The sequence below is a fragment of the Faecalicoccus sp. genome (assembly GCF_036552745.1).
Taxonomy (GTDB): Bacteria; Bacillota_I; Bacilli_A; order Erysipelotrichales; family Erysipelotrichaceae; genus Faecalicoccus.
The window spans coordinates 14,444-28,649 of sequence record NZ_JAXKBY010000117.1 but is presented as its reverse complement, the minus strand read 5'-3'; the positions used below and the strand labels follow the sequence as shown (position 1 = coordinate 28,649).

Below are 14,206 nucleotides of genomic sequence, written 5' to 3'. Positions count from 1 at the left end.
CTATGGCCAATATTGCGACAGCTCGCTTTGCGGCCGATGTATCAAACAGCGGCGCCTTAGGTATTTTAGGAACCGGTGCAATGAATGCGGCACAGGTTGCAAAAAGCATTGATGAAATTCGGACATTAACGGATAAACCGTTTGGAGTCAATGTGATGTTGATGAATCCGGATACCGATACGATCATGCAGGTGATTGCCGAAAAAAAAGTGCCAGTTGTCACAACCGGTGCCGGAAATCCCGGAAAATATATGGAAATGTTAAAAGCTAGTGGAACCAAAGTCTTTCCAGTCGTAGCCAGTGTAGCGTTGGCAATCCGAATGGAAAGAGCCGGAGCCGATGGCATCATTGCCGAGGGAACCGAAGCCGGAGGCCATGTTAATGAACAAACAACGATGGCATTAATCCCACAGGTTGTCGATGCGGTTAACATTCCGGTCATTGCGGCCGGTGGTATTGCCGATGGACGAGGCTTTAATGCCGCTTTATCCTTAGGTGCTGTTGGTGTACAGGTAGGAACTTGTTTGTTGGTCAGTGAGGAATGTCCGATTCATGAGGCTTATAAAAATGCGGTTTTGAAGGCCAAAGATACAGATACCGTGGTTACCGGAAGAACATTAAATACGCCGGTTCGAATTTTAAAGAATTCAATGAGCCGTCAGTATTTAAAGATGGAAAAAAGTGGAGCTAAGCCGGAAGAAATGGAAAAGCTGACCTTAGGTGGTTTGCGCAGAGCTGTTTTTGAAGGAGACATGAAAACCGGTTCGGTCATGATGGGACAGGTTGCCGGTCTATGTAAAGAAATTCGTCCGTTAGCAATCATTTTTGAAATGATGATGCAGGATTCAAAAAGACAGTTTGAAGAACTGAAACAGAAAATTGAGGCCTTAGAATGTTAAAACCGGTAAAGATCAAAGATAAGGTCTTGGAAGTTCCGATCATTCAAGGTGGAATGGGAATCGGTGTTTCTTTATCCAACTTAGCTCTGGCTGTTCGAAAAGAAGGCGGTATGGGTGTGATATCTGCCGCTATGCCAGGCTTTCAGGAGCCGGATTTTGAAACCCAGCCGATTCAGGCCAACATCCGTGCGCTTCAAAGAGAAATTCAGAAAGCTAAGATGACCGAACGTGGTTTGTTAGGTGTCAATATTATGGTGGCCAGTCAGAATTATGGAACCTATGTCAAGGCAGCTATAGAAGCCGGTGTTGATGCGATCATTTCCGGCGCCGGATTGCCATTGGATCTGCCCAAATACAGCGATGGTAATGTCTTGTTGGCGCCTATTGTATCCAGTGGAAAGGCATGTCGTCTGATCTGTCGAAGATGGGATTCGCATCATAACACAGCACCGGATTTTGTGGTCATTGAAGGACAGAAAGCCGGCGGACATTTAGGCTTTAAGCTAAAGGAATTACAGGAAGGTACATTTCAATCTCTGGAAGAAATCTTAAAGGATGTTCAACAAGAATTGGAAGTCTTTCGTCAAAAATATCAAAAAGAAATTCCGGTCTTTGTAGCCGGAGGCATTTTTACTCATGAAGATATTGAACATTTCATTGAGTTGGGAGCGGATGGTGTACAAATGGCTACACGTTTTATCGCTACCAGAGAATGTGATGCCCATGAAAACTTTAAACAGATGATCATACAAGCTAAAAAGGAAGATATCGTATATGTCAAAAGCCCGGCCGGTTTTCCCGGAAGAGCGGTTCGCAATGCCTTTGTTCAAAAGACAGAGAAACAGGCAAATCAAAGAATCACAAATTGTTTAGGTTGTATGATTCCTTGTCATCCTGGTGATACACCGTATTGTATAACACGAGCTTTGATTCGTGCGGTACAGGGAGATCAGGAAAATGGTTTGTTTTTTACGGGAACCAGTGCGGAAATAATAAATGAAATGACAGATGTACATACATTGATGGAAAGCCTGAAAACAGGCAGGAAAGGATAACTTATGACAACAGCATTTCTGTTTGCGGGACAGGGATCTCAGATTGTCGGTATGGCCAGGGATTTTTATGATCATTGTCCAGAAAGCCGAGAGCTGATGGATTCCTTTACATGTGATTATGATATCAAAAAGCTGTGCTTTGAAGGGCCACAGGAAACTTTGAACGATACAGCCTATGCCCAAAGCTCGATTGTGGCAGCTTCTTTAACGATTTTAGAAGCCATTAAAACAAAAGGAATTCAGGGTGATGTTTGCGCCGGTTTATCACTTGGTGAATACAGCGCGTTATGTTATGCCGGAGCGATGGATGCCCAAAGTACTATTGATATCGTTCGTCAAAGAGGAATTTTGATGGCTAATGCCTTACCGGCCGGGACAACAGGAATGTCGGCTGTTTTGGGGTTATCGGCAGAAAAGATTGAAGAGGTTTGTAAGGAGATACAAAGTAAAGGGCTGGTTTTAGAAATTGCCAATTATAACTGCCCGGGACAGATCGTTGTAACCGGACAAAAGGAAGCCTTGGAGCAGGCAGAAGCTTTGTTGATGGAAAAAGGTGCACGAAGAGTACTGCCTTTAAGTGTCAGTGGTGCTTTCCATAGTTCTTTACTGCAGGATGCCAGTCTGGAACTGGAAAGGGTCTTACAACAAAGCAAGTTAAGTCTGCCAAAACTTTCGGTCTATCACAATATCAGTGGCGATAAAGAAACGGTAAACTCTACCGAAGATCTGATTGAAATCTTGAAACAACAGATTTGCCACAGTGTACGCTTTGAACAGACGATTCGCAATATGATTCGTGATGGTGTGGATACCTTTGTAGAAATCGGACCAGGAAAAACATTAAGTGGATTTGTACGGAAAGTCGATCGAAGCGTAAAGGTTTATACGATCAATACGGTAAAAGATCTGGAAGGAATGGTTGAAGCATGGAACAAGTAGAAAAGACAGCACTGGTCACAGGGGCCGGAAAAGGAATCGGTAAAGCCATTGCCCTGGCATTTGCGCAGGCCGGTTATAATGTAATCATTAACTATAATGGTTCAAAAGAAGCGGCACAATCGGTACTAAAGGAAGCCGAAAGCTATGGCGTTAAGGCGATTACGATACAGGCGGATGTATCTAAGGATGAACAAGTTAAAGCGATGATCGATCAGGCAATGGAGCAGTTTGGTCGTATTGATGTGCTGGTCAACAATTCTGGAATCAATAAAGATGGATTGATGATGCGAATGAGTTTAGAAGATTTTCATAAAGTCATTGCGGTCAATCTGGAAGGAACGTTTAACTGTATCAAACATGTATCACGTATCATGATGAAACAACGTTCTGGTTCGATCATCAATATGTCCAGTGTAGTGGGTTTGATTGGAAATGCCGGACAGGCAAACTATGCATCCAGTAAAGCCGGTGTGATCGGTCTGACAAAATCGGCAGCCAGAGAACTGGCATTACGACAGATTCGTGTCAATGCGATTGCACCGGGATTTATCGATACGGATATGACAGCTAAACTGGCAGAGAAAGATAAAACAAAAATGATGGAACAAATTCCATTAAAAACATTTGGAAAACCGGAAGATGTAGCGAATGTCTGTGTAGCACTGGCTAGCGATGCTTTTAGCTATGTAACCGGTCAGGTCATTCATGTCGATGGCGGCATGGTCATGTAGGAGGGTCCTATGCGAAGAGTAGTGATTACAGGATTGGGCGCTGTTTCCCCAATTGGAAATGATGTGAATACTGTATGGAACAGCATTGAACAAGGTGTATGCGGGATTGCCCCGATTACACATTTTGATACATCGGATTATAAAGTAAAACTTGCCGGAGAAGTCAAAGACCTGGATATGGAAGCTTACTTCTCCAAACGTGATTTGAAGTTCAATGATCGTTTTACGCAGTTTGCCCGTATTGTTTCCAAACAGGCAATGATCGATGCCGGATTTGAAAAAGATCCGGATGATGCGATGCGTTTTGGCTGTATGATTGGTTCTGGAATCGGAGGCATCGATACGATCGAACAGGCATCCAAGACTTTGGAAGGCCGTGGTCCGTCTCGTGTATCTCCTTTCTTTATTCCTATGTCTTTGGCCAATCTGGCAGCCGGTCAGGTGGCCATTGATTGGGGTTTAAAAGGAGCCACTTCTTGTGTGGTAACAGCCTGTGCTGCCGCCAGCAATGCGATTGGAGAAGCTTTCCATCGCATTCGTGACGGGTATGAGGATGTTATGTTGACAGGAGGTAGCGAGGCAGCCATCACACCATTGGCCATTGCCGGTTTCCAGTCGATGCGCGCTTTACATACCGGTGAAGATGCCAATCGTGCCAGTATTCCTTTTGATGCCGATCGCAGTGGTTTTGTGATGGGAGAAGGTGCCGGTGCATTGGTTTTGGAAGAGTTGGAACATGCCAAAGCCAGAGGTGCAAAGATTTATGCAGAGATCGTAGGTTATGGTGCCAGCTGTGATGCCCATCATATCACAGCGCCATTGGATGATGGATCCGGTGGGGCACAGGCCATGGTACAGGCCATCGAAGATGCCAAGATCGTACCGGAAGCCATTGACTATATCAATGCCCATGGAACCAGCACTTCATTGAATGATAAAACGGAAACGGCAGCCGTTAAGGCAGCGTTTAAAGAACACGCTTATAAATTGGCCATGTCCAGTACGAAAAGTAATACCGGACACTTATTAGGGGCCAGTGGTGCCATTGAGGCCATCATCAGTATCAAGGCTCTACAAAATAGTCTGATTCCCCCAACGATCCACTATCAAAATCCGGATGCACAATGCGATTTGGATATTGTGGCCAACACACCACGAAAACAAGATATAAGGTATGCTATGAGCAATTCTCTAGGTTTTGGTGGGCATAATGCCTCTTTGATCTTTAAAAAATGGGAGGACTAAACATGTTGTCAAATGAAGAAATCAAACAGATTATTCCCCATCGTTATCCGTTTTTATTGGTAGATAAGATTGAATCGATCGATGAAGAAACCAAAACGATCGTAGGCATCAAATGTGTAAGTGCCAATGAAATGCAGTTTTTAGGCCATTATCCGCAACATAGTGTAATGCCGGGTGTTTTGATCGTAGAAGCCATGGCACAGACCGGTGCGGTATTGTTGTTGAAAGATCCGGCCAACAAAGGAAAACTTCCTTTATTTGCCGGTATCAATAAGATGCGTTTTTCAAGACCGGTCGTACCTGGTGATGTATTAAAGATGACCGTACAGTTTAAACGCATGATCGGTGGTATCTGTATTGCCAGCTGCGAAGCAACAGTGGATGGCGAAAAAGCAGCTTCCGGTGAAATCTTATGTGCTCTGCAGGAGGCCTAATGCCAACGATTGGCTGTGATCTGGTCCAGATCGACAGGATTCAAAATGTGCAGGGAATTGCCAAACGTTTGTTGAGTCCTAAAGAATACAGCCAGTTTCAAGAACTGCATGGACAAAGACAGAAAGAGTTTTTAGCCGGACGCTTTGCGGCCAGAGAAGCCATTGTCAAAGCATTGCCGATACCGGTAGCGTATTCAGAAATCGAAGTCGATCCCAAAGATGTGATACATTATCAGGGCTATCAGATTCAAGTGTCCATTTCCCATGATGGGCCATTTGCGATGGCTGTAGCCATTGCCTGTAAGGAGGAATCCGTGTGCGAATAACACAGATCGTTAAAGCATTACCGTTTTTACCAGCTTCCTGGATCAGTTCAAAGATTTACCAGAACAAAACGCAGGAAGAAAGTCAGATTCGTTTAGAAAAATGGAGCACATTGATCCTTAAGGTTTTAGGCTATCGATTGCAGGTACAAGGTGTTGAAAATGTGCCGATGCAGGAAACCATCTATTTTGTATCCAATCATCAGGGTACGCTGGACCCAGCTTTGATCTTGGCCAGTTCCCCTGTCCACTTGGCTTTTATCTCGAAAAAAGAAAATGAAACGATGCCAATCTTTGGTCGTTGGGCCTGCAATATTGGTACGATCCATTTTGATAGAGAATCCAGAGAAGGCAATGTCCATATGTTAAGAGAAGCGGCAAGGGAACTAAAGCAGGGAAAGAATCTGTTAGTATTTCCGGAAGGAACTCGCTCAATGGGCGATACCATGCACGATTTTAAGGCGGGTGCTCTTTTGCCGGCATATTTATCCAAAGCTACGATCGTTCCGATTGCTTTAAAGAAATCGTACAGTTTTGATATCAAAGGCGATAAGACAAAACGGTTAGGCATTGAGTACGGAAAACCGATTCGCCCAGAAGAATATAAAAAAATGGACCAGGAAGATCTGGCCCAACAGCTGCATGACTGGATTCAAAGTCGAATTGAGATTTCTCCGGAAGATAAATAATCGATGGAGCCATCTGCTTTTTGGATCTTTAGACGGCATCGATCATCGACACCCAGTAAAACGGCACTATAGGTTTCCTGTGGAGTGATGACTTGAATCGTCTTTTGTACAAATGCCAAACGTTGACGATATAAAGATCGAAAATCATCGGATTTGGAATAATAAGAGTAAAAAGCAGTAAGAAACTTCGCAATCAGTTCGTTGCGAGTTTTTTTTATGGCTGTATAATCTTCAATTGATGCCGCAATAGATTCCAGTTCCTTGGAACGAATAAAAGAATGGACGTTGATGCCAATGCCGATGATCAGATATTCCATGTGGTTTTGATACAGTTTTCCTTCACAGAGAATACCAGCCAGTTTTTTTTGATCCAGCAAAATATCATTAAGCCACTTGATGGAACAAGTTAAGTTATATTGTTCTTCAATGGCTTTGATACAGGCAACAGCTGCCATTGCCGTACATTCCAGTACATCCAAAAGGTTTTCCCGGGGTTTTAAAAGTAAAGAACAATAGATTCCGGATCCTTTAGGCGAATGAAAACTTCTTCCATTTCGTCCTCTTCCCTGTGTTTGTTCATCGGCCAGTATTACGGTGCCTTCCGGTAGTCCGCTATGTTCTTGAAGCCATGTATTCGTACTGTCTAAGATATCAAAAATATGGATATCATAAAAAGAAGGGCAGTTTTGTTCAATATTTTCTTTTTTTAACGGATCAACATAGTAAAGCATATTTTTATCATACCATATTCATCAGCAAGCCATACAATTTAAAAGATAAATATGATATATTGTAGCGTGAAATGAAAGAGTGGATGTAGATGAAAAATATAGTGATCATCGCAACCGGAGGGACGATTGCGGGAAGTGGAGAAGCCGGCAAATCCGCGGATTATGCAGCTGGGAAATTTAAAGTGTCTGATATTTTGGCCAGTGTACCGGCCATACAGAATTTAGCCCATATTCAAACGATTCAGCTTTGTAATGTGGACAGTAATGATATGAATGAAAGCCGATGGATCGAACTCAGAAACTTAATTCATCAATGTGATAAAGATCCTCAAGTTGACGGTGTTGTCGTAACACATGGAACAGATACTTTGGAGGAAACAGCTTTTTTCCTGAATTTGACGATTCATACACATATGCCGGTGGTTTTGACAGGTTCAATGCGACCTGCCACAGCAGCCAGTGCCGATGGACCGATGAATTTATACCAGGCAGTTGCCTTGGCAGCCAGCGATCAAGCAAAAGGCACCGGTGTTTTGGCCGTGTTTTCCGATACCATTTATTCAGGAAGAGATATTCGCAAATCCAACAGCTATAAAACGGATGCGTTTGAAATCGGACACTTTGGTTCGTTAGGCTATATGCGAGATGATCAGGTATATTTTCTAAGCCAGAGTCAAAGGCCACATACTTTAACTTCACCATTTTCGGCTATGGAGATTCAAAAGCTTCCAAAGGTGGGAATTGCGTATTGGCATTGTGATGCTGATCTAAAAATTTTAGATTTTATGGCAAAAGAATACGAGGGAATCGTAACAGCTGGAAGTGGCAGTGGTAATTATGGTTCGGCATGGAAAGAATACTTTCATAAACTAGCTAAAGAGCACGTAATCGTTCGTTCCAGTCGGGTTGCGCAGGGCATCGTATTTGATTCCAGCTTTTTTGATCCGGAGCGGGATACGATACCAGCCTTTACATTTTCACCACATAAAGCGCGTATTTTGTTGATGTTGGCGTTAATGAAAACTAGGGATAAACAACAGATTCGGTATTGGTTTGAAACGTTGTGATAATAGTAGCTTTATTCATCATAATTCTAGAATAAATATAAAGAAATCGAAATATATGGTGATGATCATAAATATTCCGATTTCTTTATTGTATTTATGGACTGTTTTTATCCTGGATTTGTTACAATATTTTTTGACTTAAATCATTATTGATCCCATTTTCTAATCACACCGGAATCTATAGCTGCTTGTTTTACTGCTTTGGTAACCGCCGGCACAACGCGAGGATCAAGCGCAGATACAATGATATTCTCCGGAGACAGTTCTTCTTCTGGTATCATTGAGGCAATCGCAAATACAGCTGCTTTTTTCATTTCATAGTTGATTTCGGTCGCCTGTGCTTCTAAAGCACCTTTGAAAATGCCCGGGAAGGCGAGAAGGTTGTTGATCTGATTTGGATGATCACTTCGTCCAGTCCCTACGATATAGGCATTAGCTTCTTTAGCATCCTGTGGTTCGATTTCCGGTGTCGGGTTGGCCATGGGGAAAACAATGGCTTTTTCGTTCATCGATTGCACCATTTCTTTAGAAACAATATGAGGTGCACTGACACCAATAAATACGTCAGCACCTTTCATTGCCTCTTTCAATCCTCCAGTTTTGTGGTTTTTATTTAAACGGTCGATCAAAGCTTTTTGCCCACTGGATAATGGCATATCTTTTTGAAGGATTCCTTTACGGTTGAGTAAAACAACATTTCCCAACTCAAGATCCAGAATCAGACTAGCAATCGCACACCCGGCACTTCCGGCACCCATAATTACAATTTCTGGATCTTTTTTCTTCACTAAACGCAATGCATTTACTAAGGCAGAACACGTAACGATGGCTGTTCCATGTTGATCATCATGGAAAACTGGAATGTTCATTCTTTCTTTGAGTCGCTGTTCCACTTCAAAACAACGTGGAGCTGCGATGTCTTCTAAGTTGATTCCACCAAAGCTTGGTTCTAAAGCTGCAATGATATCGACAAGTTTGTCAGTATCTTGTGTATTTAGACACAAAGGAATGGCATCCAATCCACTCAAAGCTTTAAATAGAACACACTTTCCTTCCATGACGGGCATTCCGGCTTCCGGACCGATGTTTCCTAATCCCAGTATAGCACTTCCGTCGCTGATTACTGCAATTGTATGTCCTCTTCCGGTATAGGTGTAGGATTGTCTTGCATCTTCACGGATGGCTAAACACGGGGCGGCAACACCTGGTGTATAAGCTACAGATAGATCGTCTTTGGTTTTAATCGACATTTTTGGTATAATCTCCAATTTCCCGTTCCATTCTTTGTGTAAACTTAAGGCTTCTTTTGTGTAATCCATATTTGTTTCCTCCTTTTCAATAAAAATGTAGAACCGATCTATGTTTTATATTTTGTAACAATATGTTTATAAAAGTGTCGATATCCTTGTTGTTCTAATCAAGAATATGAAGCGATTGTAGTGCATGAGCAATGCCACATTCCTGTATAGGCTTTGTGATAAAATCAGCAACCTCTTTAGCTTCATCGCAACCATTGCCCATGCAGATTCCAAGTTTGGCAGTTTTTAAAATTTCAATATCATTTTTACTGTCACCAATCGCAATGGTTTCTAAATTTGGCTTTCCATAATACTCGAGTATTTTTTGCAGCCCGATGGATTTATTGATGGATTTTAAAGCAATCTCTCCTCCAATAAAATGATCTTTTATATTTCGATGAATAAATGCTCTGAATCTATCTGGTAACAGAGCAATAAACTCTTTACAGGTGTCATAGTTTTGAGCGTAGATGGAAATTTTCAGAATAGCTTGATAATCTTCTTCTGAAAGAGCTTCAATAGGGTAGGATGTTCTTCTCTGTTTGGCAAAAAGATTGAATTCACAGTCCTCTAATTCATTGGATCTACAACGTCGATTAAAGATTTTCATCGCAAAAGGAGTTAAAAATCTTCTAGTATCTCCATCCACTGTAAAATCGATTTTTCTTTCCAGTAAGGAAGAAATCAACATTTTAATATCTGTCGGTTCAAATGCATGTAAATAGATTGTTTTGTCTTGAATACTAACTTTTGCACCACAGGAGAAGATCCCTCCCTCAAAAAGGTTGTCAGGAAGAATCCCGTCGAGATGAATATGTGGTCTTCCTGTAGATAGAAAGAGTTTATGTCCATTTTTTTTGGCTTGAATCAATGCGTCTATATCCGGTTTATGAATGGTTTTTTCATCGTGATCATAAAGTGTTCGATCAAAGTCTATAAAGAGAAGTGCCATATTATTTTCCTTTCTTTGGAATTGATACGACACGGGTGAATAAAATTCCATCATGAATTAGTCGAATTTTTTCCAGATTCTTGTGTTTGATGTAATAAAGAAAAATCTGAATTATTTCACAAGGTATCAATATCATTGCGAACATAAATTTGAACACAAATTCTCTGGCAAAGTTCAGCCAATATCCTAGTTTTTTATTTTCTGTACTTTCGGTTTTGATATAGAAAAACATCTTCCCCATGGTTTGTCCATTGTGTTTTGTTGGAAGATAAAGGAACAAAAATACAAAAACCACAATGCTGCATAAAAGAACAAAGTTGGCTTGCGAACGTGTATCGGGATTTTGATACAAGCCATTGATTCCTGTCATAAGTAGAAATAAAAGAATAAATTCTAAAGAGAAGTCAATGATGTAAGCAATCGCCCGTTTTGATAGTGGAGCGTCAGTTAGAATGATTTTTGCTTTTTTACCGTATTTCATAGTGCACCTCCGTATTAAATAAATGTATTTGGATAGGACTTTAATAAGAATTCGATTTTTTCTTCGTTTGTTTTTTGTTGATCAATAAGACTCAATAGCTGGGATGCGATGATTTTTGTCTTCTTTCCCTGAATACCTATGCTTTTTAGACGATCTTCTTCTGCAATGTCGATAAAAAAGTTAGTTAACAAGGTACGTTCATACTTTGAACTGACAATATTATATGTTCTTTCGGAAAAAGTTATGATAAAATCATAATCCAGATCATCAATGATATGAAGACTGTTCAGATTCGCGTGACCTACATAATCTACATTGAAATGTTCATTCAACTGTTGTTTATAGAAATCAAGCCTTTCGTAAGGAATCCCAGTTACAATTATGACTTTGGTCTTATGATCGTCATATAGACTGTTTTTCAATATGAATTTTTGAAAGATCAATGTCAGTGTAAAGAGCATATCTTTTGTGATGCGAATGGGCAGTTGTATCTCCAAAATTTCAGCACATTTCTTTATCTTTTTATAAAGATTTGGGAATTGCTTATCTACATTTTTGACAAGCTTATCGATAATGACAGAATGAAGATATGTTTGTGCAATTCCTTTTTGTACGTAGGCATAGATTTCTTTTTTTAGTTCTCTCTGTGTATAGATAGGAGTATGTATGGAATGCTCAACTTCATTAATAAACTGATCACAGGTTTTCTTTAGCTGCGTCGTAAAGATACAGGGTGGTTTCTGAGATAGATCTAATATTGAAACCACAACACCCAAGACTTCATTTAAAAAGGGATCCGGCGTGATCTTTGCAGGAAGATAGGGAAATGGAATACTATGAAGAAATTCTCTATCCTCTTTAGGCGGAAAATAATATAACGAACATAAAAACAGCAATAACATCTTTTTGGAACTATAAGTAATGGAAAGATGATATGTATCCAGATATATTTGAATATCGTTTAATGCCCGGGGAATATAGTTTCGATAATTTTCATCGATCATTTCATAGATCTGATGTTCCAAAGGTGTATTTGCAATTCTTTCTGCAATCGTGTTATCCTCTCGGATTTCAATCAGGGAATAAATCTGATTGGTGGCATAAATACGGAAGAAAAGATCGTTTCCGTGTATCCTTAACCCTTTTTTACGCATGATATCTACTTTCATCGAAAGTTCTGTCATGAGTTTTCTGAACTTGGTCATGTCGTTTTTCTTGGTCGTTAAAGATAAGTTCCACATGGTGTAAAGTTCGGATGTATTCGCAAAACCATCAAAGAAGATTTTACAGATTACGACTCGTACTCTTTCATCATAAGAACTGAAATAATCATAATTTGTCAATTTTTTGATGACCTGTAAATACTCCTGATATGAAATAGGGCAGGAACACATGGATTTCTTGATCTGAATGACAGGGTGTTCACAGAAATCATTGATTTCTTGGATATCTCTTCGAATCGTACTTGTATCCTTATCGAAATGTTGTGCACATTTATCCAATGAAATTTGATTAGCTTCCTGTATGAATTTTAATAATTTTATTTTTGCCAGCGATAGTCCCATGTTTTACACCTTCCTCTTAAGTATCATAAAAATCTGTTCAGTCGTAAAGGCTACTTTTTGCAATAAAATAATTATATATTATTGCCTTTAACTTTACATTTCTGGATGGAATAATGAAGTTGCTTAATTTGATGCGCACAAATTAATGAATGAAGTATAAACAAAACAAGAAAAGAGGGAGAGTATGGCTAGTACAGTTCTTAGTAAATTACCAAAAGTTCCACAGAGCTGGAAAAACAATATACAAACTTTTGGTCGTTCATTGTTGCTTCCAATTGCATTATTAGCCCCTGTCGGCATGATTATGGGGATTTGTAGTGCATTGGGACAAAGCTACATGGTTGAAAGATTTCCTTTTTTAGGAAATGAAATTTTGAAACTGATTTTAACAAGTTTAAGTTCAATTACCAGTATTATTTTTAACAATATTCCATTATTATTTGCGATGGGTGTTGCTCAAGGTGTTGCCAAACATGAAAAAGGCATTGCAGTTTTTGCTTCTGTTGTTGGTTACCTTGTGTTAAATGTAACCATGAATGTATATCTAACTGCTTCTGGTACCTTAGCTGATGCAGAAACTATGGCTCAGGTAGGCCAGGGTGTGTATTTAGGTGTTCAGACTGTAAAACTTGAGGCTTTAGGTGGTATTATCGCTGGTCTTGTTGCTGCGGCTACAGCAAATCGCTTCTATCGCTTGGAGTTACCGTTAGCATTCGCATTCTTCGGTGGGAAGAAATCCATTCCTATTTTGACAGTTGTATTTATTATCCCATTGGGCTTGATCATTCCAATTATTTGGTCTTGGATCACTTCCTTCCTAATCAGTATTTCTTTTATCTTTACAACTGATTACATCGGTGCTTCTATTTATTACATGTTTAACCGCATGCTGATTCCATTCGGACTACATCATGTATTAGCTTCTGTTGTTCGCTTTACAGAAGCCGGTGGTGTATACATGATCAATGGTACAGAATATGTTGGTATTTTAAATGCGATGAATGAAGTATTATTTAATCTTGGACCGGATAGTCCTTATTGGTCAGATTTGATGCCAAAATTATCCAGTTATCTGGGGGGTGCTCAGGAATTAACGACATTGTTCCGTGTTCCAGCTATTGGATTGGCAATGTATAAAACATCTTTCTTAAAAAACCGCAAGATGGCAAAAGGTGTCATCACAACATGTGTATTGACTGCTTTCTTAGGTAATATTACAGAACCTTTGGAATTCTCTTTCTTGTTTATTAGTCCGGCTCTGTTTATCATTTATTGTGTACTGTGTGGTATCGGCATGTTACCATATCAGCTTTTGAATATTAGTATTGGTTATATTCGCGGTACAATTTTCGACTTTGGTATCTTTGGCTTGATGTATGAGAATACACATTGGATCAATCTGATTCTGTTGGGAATTGCCAACTTCTTCTTATTCTATTTTGTATTTAAATGGTATATCCTGAAATTTCAGTTGGAAACTCCAGGTCGTGAACCATTTGAAGTGGAAGAGAGTGCAAGTGAACTGTTAAAACAGAAAGATTGGCCAGCAATTGCAGGTATTGTTATTGAAGGGCTTGGTGGAAAAGATAATATCGTACATGTTGAAAACTGCATTTTACGTTTGAGAATAGATCTGGTTGATCCATCCAAAGTTGATCAGATGAAAATCAAAGATTCCGGATGTGCTGGTATTTTCTTCCCATCTGAAAAACATATCCATGTTGTCTTTGGCCCACATGTAGAATTTGTTCGTCACGCTGTGGATGATAAACTAAAGGGAAAGTAAGTTAATAAAAA

At 40.0% G+C, this 14,206-nt stretch carries 15 protein-coding genes; 10 read left to right on the top strand and 5 right to left on the bottom strand.

Features of this window, described 5'->3' with window-relative positions; all coding sequences use genetic code 11:
* Window positions 1-2 precede the first annotated feature (2 nt).
* From U0M88_RS05780 to U0M88_RS05745, 8 genes are read left to right on the top strand one after another with little or no spacing between them, the layout of a single operon-like run.
* Entirely contained in the window at window positions 3-899 is an 897-nt protein-coding gene (locus U0M88_RS05780) for a nitronate monooxygenase (RefSeq protein WP_331869188.1), read from the top strand.
* Window positions 893-1,954 carry an NAD(P)H-dependent flavin oxidoreductase gene (locus U0M88_RS05775; protein WP_331869187.1) on the top strand — a complete coding sequence of 354 codons (1,062 nt, stop codon included), beginning with the start codon at window positions 893-895 and terminating at the stop codon, window positions 1,952-1,954. Before U0M88_RS05780 ends, U0M88_RS05775 begins: the two co-directional genes overlap by 7 nt.
* 3 nt (window positions 1,955-1,957) lie before the next feature.
* Window positions 1,958-2,893, top strand: coding sequence for an ACP S-malonyltransferase (fabD, locus tag U0M88_RS05770; RefSeq protein ID WP_205139523.1), 936 nt, complete (start codon window positions 1,958-1,960; stop codon window positions 2,891-2,893).
* A complete protein-coding gene (fabG, locus tag U0M88_RS05765) occupies window positions 2,881-3,624 on the top strand; it encodes a 3-oxoacyl-[acyl-carrier-protein] reductase (RefSeq protein ID WP_331869186.1) in 744 nt (247 codons plus the stop codon). The genes fabD and fabG overlap by 13 nt, the downstream gene beginning before the upstream one ends.
* Window positions 3,625-3,633: 9 nt before the next feature.
* Window positions 3,634-4,869, top strand: coding sequence for a beta-ketoacyl-ACP synthase II (gene fabF, locus U0M88_RS05760; RefSeq protein ID WP_331869185.1), 1,236 nt, complete (start codon window positions 3,634-3,636; stop codon window positions 4,867-4,869).
* Between the two features lie 2 nt (window positions 4,870-4,871).
* A complete protein-coding gene (fabZ, locus tag U0M88_RS05755; protein WP_022789553.1) occupies window positions 4,872-5,303 on the top strand; it encodes a 3-hydroxyacyl-ACP dehydratase FabZ in 432 nt (143 codons plus the stop codon).
* Window positions 5,303-5,629, top strand: coding sequence for a holo-ACP synthase (locus tag U0M88_RS05750; RefSeq protein ID WP_167698327.1), 327 nt, complete (start codon window positions 5,303-5,305; stop codon window positions 5,627-5,629). The genes fabZ and U0M88_RS05750 overlap by 1 nt, the downstream gene beginning before the upstream one ends.
* Complete coding sequence (locus U0M88_RS05745; protein WP_167698326.1) at window positions 5,620-6,315, top strand: lysophospholipid acyltransferase family protein; 696 nt, start codon at window positions 5,620-5,622, stop codon at window positions 6,313-6,315. The genes U0M88_RS05750 and U0M88_RS05745 overlap by 10 nt, the downstream gene beginning before the upstream one ends.
* Here U0M88_RS05745 and U0M88_RS05740 read toward each other — a convergent pair.
* A complete protein-coding gene (locus tag U0M88_RS05740; protein ID WP_331869184.1) occupies window positions 6,279-7,046 on the bottom strand; it encodes a biotin--[acetyl-CoA-carboxylase] ligase in 768 nt (255 codons plus the stop codon). The two genes, U0M88_RS05745 and U0M88_RS05740, sit on opposite strands and share 37 nt — an antisense overlap.
* Before the next feature lie 89 nt (window positions 7,047-7,135).
* Here U0M88_RS05740 and U0M88_RS05735 point away from each other — a divergent pair, with 89 nt between their 5' ends.
* Window positions 7,136-8,113, top strand: a complete 978-nt coding sequence (locus U0M88_RS05735) for an asparaginase (RefSeq protein WP_331869183.1) — start codon at window positions 7,136-7,138, stop codon at window positions 8,111-8,113.
* Window positions 8,114-8,259: 146 nt separating this feature from the next.
* Here U0M88_RS05735 and U0M88_RS05730 read toward each other — a convergent pair whose 3' ends face one another.
* The 4 genes from U0M88_RS05730 to U0M88_RS05715 form a co-directional block, all read right to left on the bottom strand.
* Window positions 8,260-9,432 (bottom strand): NAD(P)-dependent malic enzyme, encoded by a 1,173-nt coding sequence (locus U0M88_RS05730; protein ID WP_331869182.1) that lies wholly within the window; start codon window positions 9,430-9,432, stop codon window positions 8,260-8,262.
* Between the two features lie 94 nt (window positions 9,433-9,526).
* Window positions 9,527-10,363 (bottom strand): HAD family hydrolase, encoded by an 837-nt coding sequence (locus tag U0M88_RS05725; RefSeq protein WP_331869181.1) that lies wholly within the window; start codon window positions 10,361-10,363, stop codon window positions 9,527-9,529.
* 1 nt (window position 10,364) lies between these two features.
* A complete protein-coding gene (locus U0M88_RS05720; protein ID WP_272005226.1) occupies window positions 10,365-10,844 on the bottom strand; it encodes an RDD family protein in 480 nt (159 codons plus the stop codon).
* A 14-nt stretch (window positions 10,845-10,858) separates the two neighbouring features.
* Window positions 10,859-12,409 carry a DeoR family transcriptional regulator gene (locus U0M88_RS05715; RefSeq protein ID WP_272005229.1) on the bottom strand — a complete coding sequence of 517 codons (1,551 nt, stop codon included), beginning with the start codon at window positions 12,407-12,409 and terminating at the stop codon, window positions 10,859-10,861.
* 184 nt (window positions 12,410-12,593) lie between these two features.
* On the opposite strand from U0M88_RS05715, the gene U0M88_RS05710 reads away from it, so the two are divergent.
* A complete protein-coding gene (locus U0M88_RS05710; RefSeq protein WP_331869180.1) occupies window positions 12,594-14,195 on the top strand; it encodes a PTS transporter subunit EIIC in 1,602 nt (533 codons plus the stop codon).
* Window positions 14,196-14,206: the final 11 nt, after the last annotated feature.